The 14,520-nt window shown below is 61.4% G+C and carries 15 protein-coding genes and 1 pseudogene; 10 read left to right on the top strand and 6 right to left on the bottom strand.

The features are described 5' to 3' along the window. Positions 1-42: 42 nt before the first annotated feature. Complete coding sequence (gene gph, locus B5525_RS26955; RefSeq protein ID WP_079573824.1) at positions 43-714, bottom strand: phosphoglycolate phosphatase; 672 nt, start codon at positions 712-714, stop codon at positions 43-45. A gap of 179 nt (positions 715-893) precedes the next feature. On the opposite strand from gph, the gene rpiA reads away from it, so the two are divergent. The 3 genes from rpiA to gor are packed head-to-tail and all read left to right on the top strand — an operon-like array spanning position 894 to position 3,551. Next, positions 894-1,586: a ribose-5-phosphate isomerase RpiA gene (gene rpiA, locus B5525_RS26960; protein ID WP_079568730.1), complete on the top strand. Its 693-nt coding sequence runs from the start codon at positions 894-896 to the stop codon at positions 1,584-1,586. Between the two features lie 24 nt (positions 1,587-1,610). Then, a complete protein-coding gene (locus B5525_RS26965) occupies positions 1,611-2,123 on the top strand; it encodes a DUF2059 domain-containing protein (RefSeq protein WP_079568731.1) in 513 nt (170 codons plus the stop codon). 42 nt (positions 2,124-2,165) lie between these two features. Continuing rightward, complete coding sequence (gene gor, locus B5525_RS26970) at positions 2,166-3,551, top strand: glutathione-disulfide reductase (protein WP_079568732.1); 1,386 nt, start codon at positions 2,166-2,168, stop codon at positions 3,549-3,551. 56 nt (positions 3,552-3,607) lie between these two features. Here the strand turns inward: gor and B5525_RS26975 are convergent, their stop codons facing one another. The 3 genes from B5525_RS26975 to B5525_RS26985 form a co-directional block, all read right to left on the bottom strand. Continuing rightward, a complete protein-coding gene (locus B5525_RS26975) occupies positions 3,608-4,474 on the bottom strand; it encodes an MBL fold metallo-hydrolase (protein ID WP_079568733.1) in 867 nt (288 codons plus the stop codon). Positions 4,475-4,492: 18 nt separating this feature from the next. Further along, on the bottom strand, positions 4,493-5,017 hold the full coding sequence (locus B5525_RS26980) for a DUF302 domain-containing protein (RefSeq protein ID WP_197687852.1): 525 nt from the start codon (positions 5,015-5,017) through the stop codon (positions 4,493-4,495). 141 nt (positions 5,018-5,158) lie between these two features. Further along, the gene (locus tag B5525_RS26985; protein WP_079573826.1) at positions 5,159-5,953 is read right to left on the bottom strand and encodes an alpha/beta hydrolase; all 795 of its coding nucleotides are present in this window, start codon (positions 5,951-5,953) and stop codon (positions 5,159-5,161) included. Between the two features lie 242 nt (positions 5,954-6,195). Here B5525_RS26985 and B5525_RS26990 point away from each other — a divergent pair, with 242 nt between their 5' ends. Beyond that, positions 6,196-7,125 (top strand): MBL fold metallo-hydrolase, encoded by a 930-nt coding sequence (locus tag B5525_RS26990; protein ID WP_244567591.1) that lies wholly within the window; start codon positions 6,196-6,198, stop codon positions 7,123-7,125. A 69-nt stretch (positions 7,126-7,194) separates the two neighbouring features. Here the strand turns inward: B5525_RS26990 and B5525_RS26995 are convergent, their stop codons facing one another. Together B5525_RS26995 and B5525_RS27000 are read right to left on the bottom strand one after the other, a co-directional pair. Continuing rightward, positions 7,195-8,835 (bottom strand): Na+/H+ antiporter, encoded by a 1,641-nt coding sequence (locus B5525_RS26995; protein ID WP_079568735.1) that lies wholly within the window; start codon positions 8,833-8,835, stop codon positions 7,195-7,197. Between the two features lie 137 nt (positions 8,836-8,972). Next, a complete protein-coding gene (locus B5525_RS27000; RefSeq protein WP_079568736.1) occupies positions 8,973-9,551 on the bottom strand; it encodes a TetR/AcrR family transcriptional regulator in 579 nt (192 codons plus the stop codon). 129 nt (positions 9,552-9,680) lie between these two features. Here B5525_RS27000 and B5525_RS27005 point away from each other — a divergent pair, with 129 nt between their 5' ends. The 6 genes and pseudogenes from B5525_RS27005 to B5525_RS27030 all read left to right on the top strand — a co-directional run bounded on the left by B5525_RS27005 (position 9,681) and on the right by B5525_RS27030 (position 14,462). Next, positions 9,681-10,517, top strand: a complete 837-nt coding sequence (locus B5525_RS27005; protein ID WP_079568737.1) for an alpha/beta fold hydrolase — start codon at positions 9,681-9,683, stop codon at positions 10,515-10,517. Between the two features lie 177 nt (positions 10,518-10,694). Continuing rightward, the gene (locus tag B5525_RS27010) at positions 10,695-11,171 is read left to right on the top strand and encodes a tautomerase family protein (protein WP_079568738.1); all 477 of its coding nucleotides are present in this window, start codon (positions 10,695-10,697) and stop codon (positions 11,169-11,171) included. Positions 11,172-11,248: 77 nt separating this feature from the next. Beyond that, positions 11,249-11,746: a cupin domain-containing protein gene (locus tag B5525_RS27015; RefSeq protein WP_172899983.1), complete on the top strand. Its 498-nt coding sequence runs from the start codon at positions 11,249-11,251 to the stop codon at positions 11,744-11,746. A gap of 317 nt (positions 11,747-12,063) precedes the next feature. Further along, positions 12,064-13,700 (top strand): annotated as a pseudogene (locus B5525_RS47585) (GMC family oxidoreductase). Positions 13,701-13,767: 67 nt separating this feature from the next. After that, positions 13,768-14,175, top strand: coding sequence for a tautomerase family protein (locus B5525_RS27025; RefSeq protein ID WP_079568740.1), 408 nt, complete (start codon positions 13,768-13,770; stop codon positions 14,173-14,175). Between the two features lie 125 nt (positions 14,176-14,300). Beyond that, positions 14,301-14,462, top strand: coding sequence for a DUF3311 domain-containing protein (locus B5525_RS27030; RefSeq protein ID WP_172900115.1), 162 nt, complete (start codon positions 14,301-14,303; stop codon positions 14,460-14,462). Positions 14,463-14,520: the final 58 nt, after the last annotated feature.

Here is a 14,520-nt window from a genome sequence, read left to right on the forward strand (position 1 = left end):
TGAGATAGATTATATAAATATATCAGATAGTTATATTGATTTTCAAATCTTGAAGCTCTGCACGGCCGCAGGCAGTTCGCTCATGTGGTTGATCAGGCGGTCGGGCTTCAGTTCAGCCATCGGAACCTCGGTATAGCCGAATTCGACCCCGATCACCGGGATACCGGCACGGCGGGCCACCCCTATATCCGGTCCGGCATCGCCGACCATGATGGCGGATGCCAGATGACCGCCCGCGCGCGCGACCGTCTGCTGCAGGATGACCGGGTCGGGCTTGGAGACCCCGAAGGTGTCGGCGCCGCAAATCGCGGAAAATCGCGAGCTCAATCCAAGCTGTTCGAGCAAAAGCTTCGACAACCACTCGAGCTTGTTGGTGCAGACCGCAAACCGGTATCCGGCTGACTGGAGATCGTCGAGCGCGGCCTCCAGGCCGTCGAACGGGCGCGAAGCGTCGGCGATATGAGCGGCGTAATAATCGATGAAATCGACGGTCAGCCGGCTGACGTCCTCGACGCTGGCGAAACGGCCCTCCAATTCCAGGCCGCGTTCGATCAGCTTGCGGGCGCCGGCGCCGATCATATTGCGGGCGGCATGAAGCGGGACCGGAGGCAGGCCCTCCCGATCGAGAACATAATTGAGCGCGTTGATCAGGTCGGGCGCCGTATCCACGAGCGTGCCGTCAAGATCGAAAACAACGATGCGGGCTGAGGTCATCTGCGAAGCGCTACCGGTCTCGGTGCGATCGTGCAAGGTGTGGCACGGGCCGAAAGTCATCAATTAGGGCTACAGCCGGGGTAAAGCGCTGTTCCTTGTCCGAAAACGACGCTAGATATGCCTCCCGCCGGACATCCTCGCTCCGGCGGCTTCTCCCGGGGCATCCTTTGCAAGCCAATATGGACGATTTGAAGCGGCAGGCCGCGGCGCGAGCGCTCGAACATGTGCGCGACGGCATGAAGCTCGGCCTTGGCACCGGTTCGACCGCGAAGCATTTCGTCGAGCTTCTTGGCGAGCGGGTTCGCGCCGGACTCCGCGTCATCGGGGTGCCGACCTCGGAAGCGACCCGCGCCGACGCGGTGAGGTGCGGCATACCGCTGACGACGCTGGATGAAATCGATCGGCTCGATCTGACGGTCGACGGCGCCGACGAAATCGACCCTTCGCTCAATCTCATCAAGGGCGGCGGCGGTGCGTTGCTGCGTGAAAAGATCGTTGCCGCGGCGTCGGATCGCATGATCGTGATAGCCGACGACTCGAAATGGGTCGAGGTGCTCGGCCGCTTTCCGCTACCGGTGGAGGTCATCCCGTTCGGCCTGGCGGCGACGCTGCGGGCCATCGGCAACGCGTTCGCGGAAAGCGGCAATTCCGGCCAAATGGTGGTCCGCAACGGCAAGGAAGGCCACGTTTTTGTCACCGATGGCGGCCACTGGATCGTCGATGCCCATCTGGGGCGAATCACCGATGCCCCGCGTCTGGCAGGTCTCTTGACCGCGATTCCGGGTGTCGTCGAGCACGGGCTGTTCATCGGTCTCGCCAGTACCGCGATGCTGGCCAGCCCTCAGGGAATTCGCGTTGTTGAACGGCGCTAAAGGCGCAATCTTGGGAGAATTGGAATGAAGAGCCTTTCGGGAATTTTGTCGGTCGCGTGCCTGGCGCTGGGACTGGCTCTGACGGCCTTGCCGGCCGTGGCCCAGCAGCCCAAGCCGGCTTCGCCGGCCGCGATCGCGGCGGCCAAGGAGATCCTGGCGATGAAGCACGCGGACGCGATGTATGCCAACGCCGTTCCGAACCTCGTCCATAAGACCAAGGACCAGTTGTTGCAGTCCAATCTCAACTACCAGAAGGATCTCAACGAAGTTGAGGTCATCGTCGCGCAGAAGCTCGCCGGTCGCCAGAAGGAAATCGGCGATGGCATGGCCGCTGTCTACGCCCAGGCATTCACCGAGCAGGAGTTGAAGGACCTGGTGACGTTCTACAGATCGGCGCTCGGCCAGAAGCTTTTGACGGCCGAACCGGTGGCGATCCAGCAGAGCATGGCCTTCATGAATCAATGGGCCCAGGGTTTTGCCGAAATGATCAATGGCGAATTCCGCGCCGAGATGCGCAAGCGCGGCAAGGAGATATGATCCCCTGATCGTCTTCGATCGGGACTGGCAACAGGGGCTTTGATGGCCGAGTTCGACGTCGATCTGTTCGTCATCGGAGGAGGTTCGGGCGGGGTTCGCGCCGCCCGGATCGCCGCCGGCCATGGCGCGCGCGTGATGATCGCGGAAGAATACCGGATGGGCGGCACCTGCGTGATCCGCGGCTGCGTGCCGAAAAAGCTTCTGGTCTATGCCTCACACATCCAGCACGAGATCGAGGACGCGGCAGGCTTCGGCTGGACCATTCCCCAAGCGACCTTCGACTGGCCGACGCTGATCGCCAACAAGGACAAGGAGATCGCCCGGCTGGAGACCGCCTATACTGCCAATGTGGAAAAATCCGGCGCCCGCATCGTCAAGACCCGCGCGGTGTTCGAGGACCCGCATACGCTCAGGCTCGCTACCGGCGAGACGGTAAAGGCGAACCATGTGCTGATCGCCACCGGCGGCGCGCCGAATCACGGGCGGGCGATACCCGGCATCGAACACGTGATCTCGTCAAACGAGGTGTTTCATCTGGACAAGCTGCCGAAGCGCATCGTGATCCAGGGCGGCGGCTATATCGCGCTGGAATTCGCCTGCATCTTTGCCGGTTTCGGCACCGACGTGACGCTGATCTATCGCGGCGAAAATATCCTGCGCGGCTTCGACGAGGACGTCCGCACCCATGTGCGCGCTGAGATGGAGAAGGACGGCATCACCATCCTCACCGGCTGCACGGTCGACAAGGTCGACAAGCACGTCAAGGAATTCACCACGCATCTGTCCAACGGCTCGAGCATCGCCTCCGACCAGGTAATGTTCGCGATCGGACGGCATCCCAATGTCGCCAATCTCGGGCTGGAGAAGGCCGGCGTCGCCATCAATCCGGCCAATGGCGGCATCGCGGTCGACCATTTCTCGAAGACGTCGGTCGACAATATCTACGCGATCGGCGACGTCACCCACCGCATCAACCTGACGCCGGTCGCGATCCGCGAGGGTCACGCGTTTGCCGATACGGTGTTCGGCGAGCGGCAGGTCAAGGTCGATCATGCCGACATTCCCACCGCGGTATTCAGCCAGCCGGAAGTCGGCACCGTGGGGCTGACGGAAGCGCAGGCGCGCGCGCAGTTCAGCCACGTCGATATCTACAAGGCCAATTTCAAGCCGATGAAGGCGACGATGTCGGGCCGCGACACGCGGGTGCTGATGAAACTCGTGGTCGACGCCACCAGCGACCGCGTGGTCGGTTGCCATATCGTCGGCGACGGCGCCGCCGAGATGGTGCAGCTCGTCGGCATCGCCGTCAAAATGAAGGCGACCAAGGCCGATTTCGACGCCACGATGGCGCTGCACCCGACCGCGGCCGAAGAACTCGTGACCATGCGCATCCCGAGCGCGCGCCATGTGCGGCAAGCGGCGGAGTAGGGCCGTTTCGAACGAACGCGCGGCACTGACCCGCGGCGGTTTCGATCCCAAGGCCGTCAGGCTTGCTTCTTGGCGGCATTCGCGCCGCTCCAGAGCGAGCCCGGATTGGCGCGATCAAGATAGAGTTCCAGCATGGCTAGATAAAGCTCAAGCGCGGTCGTCGTGATTTCGTCGAGGCGATTGAAATCCTGCAGATATTGCCTGGTCGCAGCGATGTTCCCGGGATCGTCGTTGCTGTCGGGCTTCTTGTGTCCAGCGATCACAGCGCGGGGCTTCAACGCCTCGAGCCTGTCGAGCGATGAAATCCATTCCCGCCGGCTCTGCGTATTGGTCTCGGCCAGATAAGGGTGAATTCCGTTATAGACGGTGTCGCCGGCAACGATCAGATCGACGGAGGGGACGTAGACGCTGGTGGAGCGCTCCGTATCGGTGCGCCCCATATCCACGGCGACGAGCTTGTTGCCTTCGAGTTCCAGTTCATTGCGTGCCAACGGCTCGGCTACCAGCAGGCGGTCGAGGATCTGGCCGGGATAAAGTCTGCGCCAAAAGCCGTCGATCGATGCCGGTGCCAGCTGTGCCTGCATCGCCTCGACGACCGCGGGTATCGCGACCGCCTTTGCGCGCGGGAAACGCTCAAGCAACGGTGCGAGGCCGAAAAAATGGTCGCCGTGCCCATGGGTGATGTAGATCGCGGTGAGGTTCTTGCCGCTCGCAACCACCCAGTCCAGCAATGTCTGTGACTGCTCCGCGGTGAGGAACGTGTCGACGAGGACGGCGTCCACTTCGCCGTAAATCAGCGTCGAGGAATTCGCCACCCACATCAAGGCCTCGTTGCCGGCCGGCAAATCGCGACTGAGTCCGGGACGCTTGGTCGTGAGCACGTCCCAATTCAGATCGGTGCTCATGGCTTCCACGGCACTCATCGGGGATCTCCAATTTTGTCAGCGCGTTCGCGCGCCGGCTGCGGCTGCGTCGATCTTGCGGTCCAGATCTGCGGCGATCTCCGTCAACTCCGGCCGTCCGAGGGTCGCGAGAAAGGAAGAGGGGCGGTCGTAGGCGATCACCGCTCCCTCGGGGTTGCCATCGTCGTACAGCGCCACACGGAACGGCACGTAGAAGCAGCCTCGCAGATCGATGCTGATGATTCGGTTGGCGATCACGGGATTGCCCACGAGATAGAGCAGGCACCGCTTTTCGCGGCCCGAGAGCGACGCGACCCGCCCGAGATCGGCACGCTCGATGATCATCAGATCATGCGAACCTCCGATCTTCTCGATCTCGCGTTCGATTTCGCTCCATGGGGCCTTCCGTTCGACGAGACGCTGGGTCATCGCCGGGTCGAGATGCCCAACTTCGCGCTCGAAGGCGCGAATTGCCGCGTCGTAGCTCAAGCCGGTGGGGACGCAAGTGTGCTGGATGGTGTCGCTTCGGCGTACGGCGCTTTGCGATTTGATGGATGTATTCAAGGCGAACCTCCGCTAGGCGCTGTGTTCAGGTTTCAACGAGTGGGTGCCTTTCCAGGTCGCCCACATTTTCACCTCGCACGCCGGTAAGACAACGGCTCCGTCAGCTCCAGGCTTCCGGAACCGCCGCTTCAGCCGTTGCGCCTATTCCTGAGCATGGGCCGCGTATTTTTCGACTTTTCGGGCGGCGTCGGTGATCACCGCCGCAACCTCCTTGGCGTGCGATTCATACACGGAGTGGCTGGCGCCCTTGATTTCGGTCGTGTGGCTCTTGGCCCTCGTGTAGTACCAGCGCTCGAGATCCGGGTTGATGATCTTGTCGCCGCCAGCGACGATTCCCCAGCTGGGCTTGGACTTCCAGGCGGCTGCGGTCAGTGGCGCGCTGAAGACCTTGGCCGCGGCCAGAACCTGGGAGCGGGCGACGAACTCCGCCCGCTCACGCGGCAGGTCGGGTGCAAACAGTCTTGGAAACTCCGCCGGGTTGAGATAGGTGAATTCATCCGGCGTTTTCCTGATCGCGCCGTCGGTCTTGGCCAGGATGCTCGGCGTCTTCTTGCCGAGCGTTCCCTCATCTTCTCCGACATCGGGGGCGTGGGCGGCGACGTAGACAAGGCCCGCCACGTTCGGATGAACGCCGGCCTCCGTGATGATCGAACCGCCGTAGCTGTGGCCGACGAGCAGCGTCGGCCCGTCCTGAAGGTCGAGAATCCGTTTCGCCGCGGCGACATCGTCCGCAAACGAGGTTTCGGGCTCCTGCACCATGGTGACCCTGAAGCCCTCGTTGACGAGAATTTCATAAACCGGCTTCCAGCCCGACGCATCCACCCAGGCGCCGTGGACCAATACGATGTTCTTGAGGGCATCGGCATTCGCCGGCGCCGCTATCGCGGCAAGGGCGAGAGCGGCCGCGACCGCCAGAGAGGCTTTGAAATTTTTCATGTCGAGGTTTCCAATTGATCGGGGCGAATGTTGTACGGTCGGGGATCCGCCGAAATATTTCTGCAAGCGACCAAATTTGCGGGTTCGCACGCTGCTCACTGGTTTTTTGGCCATCCGCTTCTGCATTCGCCGAGTATTCAGCACCTCCGCCTCACAAAGCGTTGTCTTGACGTTAGGTATGACGTGCATCATGCCTAAACCGGTGATGATGATCGTCATCCCGCTTGCGTCCGAGGTGCGATATGAATCGTCGCGATATGATGAAGCTGGCGTCACTGGTCGTGCTTCCGATGCCGGGAGCGGCGAGAGCGGGTTCGGATGGCGAGATGCGTCCGTTGACATACAAGGTATTTACCGTCACGCGCCCCGGCCTCAACCGTGATGTGCCGCCCGGCAAGGAGTCGCTGCAGTGGGTGGCGAATTCAGCCACGCTGATCCATGGAGAGCGGGATGCGGTACTGGTCGATACTTTCCTGACGATCGAGCAGTCCAGTGGCCTGGCCGACGCAATTGCCGCGAGTGGAAGGACGCTGAAAGCGATTTACGTGACCCATGCGCATGGGGATCACTTCTTCGGCATAAAAGTCCTGCAGGATCGATTTCCGGACGCGAAAGCGCTGGCGACACCCGAGGTCGTCGCAAGAATGAAGCTTCAGATCACGCCGGAAAAATTGAACGGGCGATGGCGCAAGCTGTTCCCAAACCAGATTCCGGACGTCATCTCCATCGCGGATCCGCTGGAGGGCGACGAAATTGATCTGGAAGGCAACAAACTGGCCGTTGTCAGAGTGGGGCATACCGACACCGATGATTCGACCTGTCTTCACATCCCTTCCATCGGATTGGTCGTCGCCGGGGACGCGGTCTACAACGGCATCCATCCATTTCTCAACGAGTCGAACCGGCGGACGCGGCTGGAATGGATCGCCGCACTCGACAAGATCGACGGCCTGAAACCGTCCGCGGTCGTCGCGGGACACAAGATTCCCGGCAACGATGACAGTCCGCGCAACGTGGAGGAAACGCGCCAGTATATCCGCGACTTCATTCGGTTGAACGACGCGACGAAAACCGCCCGCGAACTCTATGACAGGATGCTGGAGCTCTATCCCGATCGTGCCAATCCTGGTTCGCTCTGGAGTTCGGCGGCTGCTGCCAAGGCGGAGACGTAGCGCTGCCGTCCATCGTGCTGCGTCATTTCGACATCATCGAGGGCAATTTTGCGCCTGGAGCGTTGCACCTCACCTCGTGCCGAAACGCGACTCCAGCAGATCAAGTTCTCTGACCAGCTTGCGGGCCGTCACGTCGGAGAGCTGGCGTGCCCGCGCCATGCGGTAGAGCTCCGCCCGCTCGGCGCGAAGCCCCACAAGCCAGAGCTTCCGCTCGATCTCGTCGATCTTGCGCGCCAGCGCCGCCTCCTTGCCTGTTTTGGACCGGCTGTCGATGCGCTGGCGATAGAGCGTCATGATCGAGACCCCGGCGTCGCTGTAAAGGTCGGCGTCGCTGCGGCCTTCGCCCATGTCGTGCTGCGCCTGCTCGACGGCCCTTATCGCGACTTCCGCCGCCGCGACGCGCGCCAGATCCTCTTCCTCCTGCTGCGACGGCTCGGGCGGCAGCTCCAGGTTTCTGAGAAGGTACGGCAGGCTGACGCTTGCCGCGAGCAGCGAGACGATGATGACGCCGGCGGCGAGGAAAACGGCGAGGTCGCGCGCCGGAAACGCGGACCCGTCATTCATCGTCAAAGGTAACGTCAGCACGCCCGCAAGCGTGATGGTTCCCCGCACGCCGGCGAGCGATGTCGCCGCGATGAGACGCCAGCTTGGGATGTAGGGCTTTTCGCCTTTCAGCGCGGCCCGAAACAGAGTGAACCGCAGCGACGTCCAGACCCAGAGGAAGCGCAGCGCGGCAAGGGCGAGGGTGATGACGACCACATAGGCCATCAGCCAGAGCGGTTCATAGTGTCCGGTCTCGCGCACCACGCGTGCCGCACCTGTGAAGAGCTGTGGAAGCTGCTCGCCGAGCAACACAAAAATGATCCCGTTGGCGGTGAACTGGACCAGATCCCAAACCGCGCTGCGCCGAACCCGGGTCACGGGAAGCGCCTGGCCTCTCTGTTCCACGTAGCTCATGGTGATGCCGGCGGCGACGGCCGCGAGAATACCCGAGCAATGCAGATGTTCGGCCAAGAGGTAGGCGCCGAAAGGGATCAGCAGGCTGATCAATATTTGCGAACCGGTCTCCTCGCCAAATCGTTGCGAAAACCAGTTCTTCGCAACACTTGCCATCCAGGTCACGCCGACACCGATGGCGATGCCGCCGGTCGAAATCCAGAGGAACGTGCCGAAGGCGTCAAGGAGAGAGAACGTTCCGGTCAGGGCGGCGGCGACGGCAAAGCGCATGCACACCAGACCCGACGCGTCGTTGAGCAGCGACTCGCCTTCGAGAATGTGCATCAGCCGCCTCGGGATCGTCACACGGGAAGCAATCGCGGACACGGCGATCGGATCGGTGGGAGAAACGATCGCCGCCAGCGCGAAGGCGACGGCGAGCGGCATCGCCGGGATCATCCAGTTGACGAAGTATCCGACGCCGACGACCGTGAACACGACAAGGCCGAGCGACAGCTCCAGGATCGTTCCCTTGTCGCGGAACAGTCCTTCTTTCGGAATACGCCACCCATCCAGGAAAAGCAGCGGCGGCAGGAACAGCAGGAAGAAAATATCCGGCTTCAGCTCCACGCCGAGATCGGCGACCGAAGCGATGGCCGCGCCGAGTGCAATCTGCACCAGAGGACGCGGCAGGCGCTGGCGAGACATCCGCGCCAACGCGCCGCTGATCACCACGGCCAGCAGCAGAATCAGGGCAACCGTAATCGTCTGCACGCTCTGTCTCGCTAATCCTGTTGTCGACAGGGATATCGGTGATCAATCTACGGCACCATAGCCATGCCGACCGATTCATTCCACCTGCCGATCGGTTCCGGCTCGCTGGTTGCCGGCCGCCGACCGGGATCTCGATGCTATTTTGCAGTGATCAGCGCCATGGCGGTCTGCAACGCCGAATCGAGCGCCTCGTCTGTCTCCCGGCCGTCAGGCATGGCCCGTGAGATCGCAATCGCGCCGACCATGACGGCAATGATGCTCCAGGCCCGCTTCTTGCGATCAGGCCTTGCCGCGTCCAGGACATCGGACATTTTACGCACCAGCGTCGACATTTTGCGTCCGTAGGCGGCACGTATTTTCGGATTCGCGCGCGCAACGTCCGCACTCAAGGTGGGCATGACGCAGCCGGATGCGGGGTCTGCGCGATGCTCGGCGCTGATATACACCGCCAACCATTCCCGAAGGCGATCCCGCCGTTCGGCGAGACTCCCGCTGTCCGAACCGATGTAGGGCTCGCCTAGGCAGGCCGCGATGACCTCTTCCAGCAGCGCCTCCTTGTTTGAAAAGTTCGAATAGAAGGCGCCGGACGTGACGCCGGCCGACGCCGCCAGGGCGTCGACCCCGATCCCATTGAAACCGTTGGTTCTCAAAGCTTTTGCTCCGGCCTGCAGGATGGCGTCCTTGGCCCTCGCTTTCTGGTCCGACGGATATCTCATCACCAGCCTCTCAAAATATCTTGATGGCGCTTGCTCGATAGAATGACGTACGACATATAACGATCGTTATTCCAACAGCAACCCTCGCGAACGTTAGCCAACTTCGCGATCAACCAAGAGAGAAAAGCGATGAGCACGACCTTTGAAAATGCGGCGACCAAATCGGTCGATGTGAACGGCACGAAATTCGTGTTCCGTGAGCTGGGCAAGAAAGGCGGCGTCCCCGTGGTGCTGCTTCACCACCTGACGGCGGTACTGGATGATTGGGATCCGAGGGTAGTGGATGGCCTGGCGACGGCGCACCACGTCATCGCGTTCGACAATCGCGGGGTTGGCGGATCCGGAGGGGCCACCCCCAAGACGGTCGAGGAGATGGCGCGGGATGCCGTTGCCTTCATCGGCGCCCTAGGGTTTAGCAAAGTCGATCTGTTCGGCTTCTCGCTCGGCGGTTTCGTCTCCCAGGTTGTCGCGCAACAGCAGCCGGGCCTTGTCCGCAAGATTATTCTTGCAGGCACCGGTCCGGCAGGCGGCGAGGGCATCGTGAATGTCGGCGCCGTTCTGCAGGACGCGTTCGGCAGGGCGGGCCCCGCCAACAAGCATCCGAAGCATTTTCTGTTCTTTACGCAAAGCAGCAACGGCCAGGCCGCGGCCGACGCCTTCCTGGGACGCCTGAAAGAACGCACCGGGGATCTTGACACGGCCGTCAGCAACGAAACCGTTCAGGCCCAGATCGCGGCGATCCAGGCCTGGGGACGGGGGGATGCCGCCGCACTTGGGAAAGTTCAGCATCCCGTCCTGGTCGCCAATGGCGATCGCGACGTGATGGTGCCGACGTTCAATTCCTTCGAACTGGCCCGCAGGCTGCCGAACGCGCAATTGAGCATTTTCCCTGACGCCGGCCACGGCGGCATCTTCCAGCACCACGCCGCCTTCGTTCAGGAGGCGCTCACCTTCCTCCAGCAGTAGGCCGGGCGCGGCCCATGGTCCGGCGCATTGCCTGCGCCGGACCGTGTTTATCGGGGCACAGCCCAGGCTCGAAGCGGTCCCCGACCGCAGCGACAGGATCGCCACCGCTTCGGCCTCGCTAACCCGTCTTTACTTCAACAATAACCCGACCGTTCGATCGTGAAACACCGGTGAAACATGGAGGGTCTATCGGTCGGCGCCTGTTCGGCCCAGGATAAAAAGAAATTCGCCGAACAAGTCACCGCGATGTATTCGAGGATTCCGATCCCGAAATTTTACGTGGTGATGATCTTCGAGGAGGTCGTTGCTGATTCGGTCTATGTCGGCGGCGTCTCGTACGGCAAATTCGTTCGCCTCAAGCTCGAGCACATGGCCAGGACCTTGCCCGGCCCCGTCGTCAGGGAATGGTGGGTGAAGACGGTCGACCAGTTGATCGCGCCCTACGTCAAGGACCGAGGATTTGACTGGGAAGTCACCATCGACGAGGTGCCGGCCGACCTTTGGTCGCTTCAGGGTGAAATTCCCCCGCCCTTCGAATCCCACGCCGAGAAACGATGGGTCAAGGAGAACCGGGCCAGTCCATACGTCCTGCAGGAAAAGCCGCCGGTCGGAGCCCTGTTCACGCCTGGAGTCACGGAAAAGTCCGCAGGCTAAAGCCGCAGGGCTATCGAACGATGCGAGGCGCCGTTCCGGTCTCCGGGGCGGCGCCGCCAAGGCAGCAGGAGGTCAATATGGCGTCACCGAAGCAATCGACCGAAGTTTTGCCGATTGATCATCCAGGCAGCGGTGAGTGGCTGGAAACGACTCCGGGCGAGCGTTTTGCGATCCGCACCTCCGCGAGGGAGACGAAGGGTATCTACACCGTGATTGAGGTCGTCGCGGATCCTCGCAATGGAATGCCGATACATGTTCACAAGAACGAGGATGAGCATTTGCTTGTCCTGGAAGGGACGCTCCATATCGTCGTTGGAGATGCGGCGCTGGACGTTCCTGCCGGGACAGCGTTTACCGTGAGCAGAGGCGATCCGCATGCCTGGTGCAATCTGACGGAAATGCCGGTTCGAATGCTGCTGATTTTTTCACCCGGGCATATCGAGGGACTGTTCGGTGAACTCGCGGCCCGGAAGAGCGATGACGACCTCGCGGCCATTACGGCCAAATTTGGGTGCCTGATTGTAGGACCGCCACCGCTGGAGGATATCAGCACGATTATCTCGCCCCGTTCCTGAGAAGACAAACACGGTGCTACGGCGTCGTTTGTCGCAGCATTTGACTCTGACTGCTGCACATCGATGCCGTGACCCGGTCGGAACCGTAGCTCAGGATTGCCGCGCAGGCCGGCGCCACACCGACCCAGATCGCGCTCTCATCTCACGCAACCATCAGCAAGGCCGCGTCGGCTTACTCGGTTTCAACGGCAGCCTTAACGCCAGGATATGAAACACAAGTGAAACAAAAGCCCGTCATGCTCAGGTTGAATGATGATCATAATATTAAAGTGCACCCGGCAAGCCACCGCCGCCGGTTACACCGTGAGGGAAGCGACATGAACGACAGTTCAGCCGACTTTATCGAGCGTGTCCGCGCAAACCAGCGGCAGCTCTGCTCGAACCTGAAACCGCGATACGACTTTATCGTTTGCGGGTCGGGATCCTCGGGATCGGTCGTTGCCCGGCGTCTGGCGGAGGAGGCCGATGTGAACGTGCTGCTGCTCGAAGCGGGCGGCGACGACGACCACCCAAGCGTCATGGAAGCGGGCCAGTGGCCGACCAATCTCAGCAGCGAGCGGGACTGGGGATTTGTGGCCGAGCCCAACCCGCATCTCAACGACCGCGCCGTTCCCTTGTCGATGGGAAGGTGCTTGGCGGGGGCTCAAGCATCAACGTCATGATCTGGGCTCGTGGACACAAGACCGACTGGGATTATTTCGCCTCCGAGGCTGGAGATCCGGCCTGGAGCTACGAATCGGTCTTGAGGATCTATCGTCAAATCGAGGATTGGCACGGGATTGCCGAGCCGAAGTACCGAGGCACGGGCGGTATGCTCTTTGTCCAGCCAGCGTCCCCGCCGCATCCCATCGTTCCCGCCGTGCTCGAAGGATGTCGATCGAACGGGATTCCGGTCTTCGCGCACCAGAACGGCCGCATGATGGAGAGCAAAAGCGGCGCCTCCGTCATCGATATGAGGGTGAGCGACGGAAAGCGGCAATCCATCTTTCGATCCTACGTATTTCCCTGCATGGACCGGCCGAACCTGACGGTCCTGACGCGGGCCGTGGTCGATCGTATCGTCTTCGACGGCAAGCGGGCCGTCGGCGTCGAGATTTCGCATGTCGGCGGGTCCCATCACATCAAGGCAGCGCGGGAGATCGTTCTCTCGCTGGGTGCGTGCCACACGCCGAAACTTCTGATGCAATCCGGTGTCGGAGATGAGGCCGAACTAGCGCGCTTCGGCATCCCGGTGATCCAGCATCTTCGTGGTGTCGGGGCGAACTTCCAGGATCACGTCGGCTTCGATTGCGTCTGGGAAGCCCCGGAAATGCTGACGCCGCATCACACCGGCGTAGAGGTAACCTATTTCTGCCAGAGCGAGCCGGGTCTGGACCACCCGGATATTCAGGTTTGCCTCGCCGAATTCACCAAGACGAGCGTGGAGAACGCGACGAGATTTCAACCCCCAGCAAACAGCTGGACGTTGTTCGGAGGCCTGGAGCGGCCGAAGAGCAGGGGCAGGATTCGACTGACCGGTCCCAAGGCCAGCGACGCGATTCAGATTGAAACCGGTTTCCTGTCCGACCCGGACGATATGAAGACCGCCATTTTCTGCGTGGAAATGTGCCGGGCGGTCGGCAATTCCGCGGCGATGAAGCCCTTCAGGAAAAGGGAAGTCATGCCGGGCAAGCTGAGCGGCGCAGACCTCGAGAATTTCATCCGGGATGCTGCGGTCACGTACTGGCATCAAACCTGTACCGCCAGGATGGGTCAGGATTCGATGTCCGTTGTCGACGCCTCCCTCAAAGTACACGGCATTGAAAACCTGCGTATCGCGGACGGCTCCATCATGCCGCGCATCACCATCGGTAACACGATGGCGCCATGCGTCATCATCGGAGAGCGTGCCGGTCAGATGATTCAGGCCGAGCACAAACTCAAGGCGTACGCACCCGCTTCCAACGATTTCTGAAATTGTCTTTTAGCCCACCTCACCAATCGAGATCCCGCAAGACCAACCAGATGAAGGAACAATACCGATGCCCGTTTACGCTTGGACTTCGCAGGAAGGCACTTTCTCTCAAGCTCAAAAAAAGGCGCTGGCAAGCGCCGTCACAGACATTCACTGCGCTGCGACGGGGGCGCCAAGAAATTTTGTACGCATCATCTTCAACACGTATCCGGAGGGAAACGGCTTCTTGGCTGAGATGCCCTCGGCCACGGTGTTTCTGCTTTGCCATATTCGGGCAGGGAGGACCATGGAAACGAAGCATTCGATGCTGAAGCAACTCAACGACGCGGCGGTGAAGATCGGCGGTATCTCGAGCGATGCGCTCGCGATCATTCTTGAAGAAATCCCGACCGGCCACGGAATGGAATTCGGTGTGGTCCTGCCCGGAACCACTCCTGAAGAAGAGAAGCAGTGGCTCGAGGCGCACGGGCAGTGAATTTCCGGGGGGGTGAGTCAATCCCGCCGGCTGCGGAGCAGCGGAGAATCCGACTTCCCGGATCTGCCTTGGGAGGCACGACGTCCGAATCGCGCAGGAAACGGCGAGGATGGAACTGGTGGTACCTGCTCCTGCTCGTCCCGTTCGTCGCCGTGCTCTGGCCGCCTTTCTATAACCGGGCGGAGCCCGCATGGATCGGCATGCCATTCTTCTATTGGTACCAGTTGCTCTGGGTGATCGTCGGCGCCGCTCTCACCGCGATCGTCCACTTCGCAACCGGCGACTAGCGGCGGAGCACGAGGCTCGGGGCCGGCGCGTCACAGAGAAACCCAGACCGGAAAACAT

Origin of the sequence: Bradyrhizobium erythrophlei (genome assembly GCF_900129505.1) — a bacterium.
In the GTDB taxonomy this organism is placed as follows: Bacteria; Pseudomonadota; Alphaproteobacteria; order Rhizobiales; family Xanthobacteraceae; genus Bradyrhizobium; species Bradyrhizobium erythrophlei_D.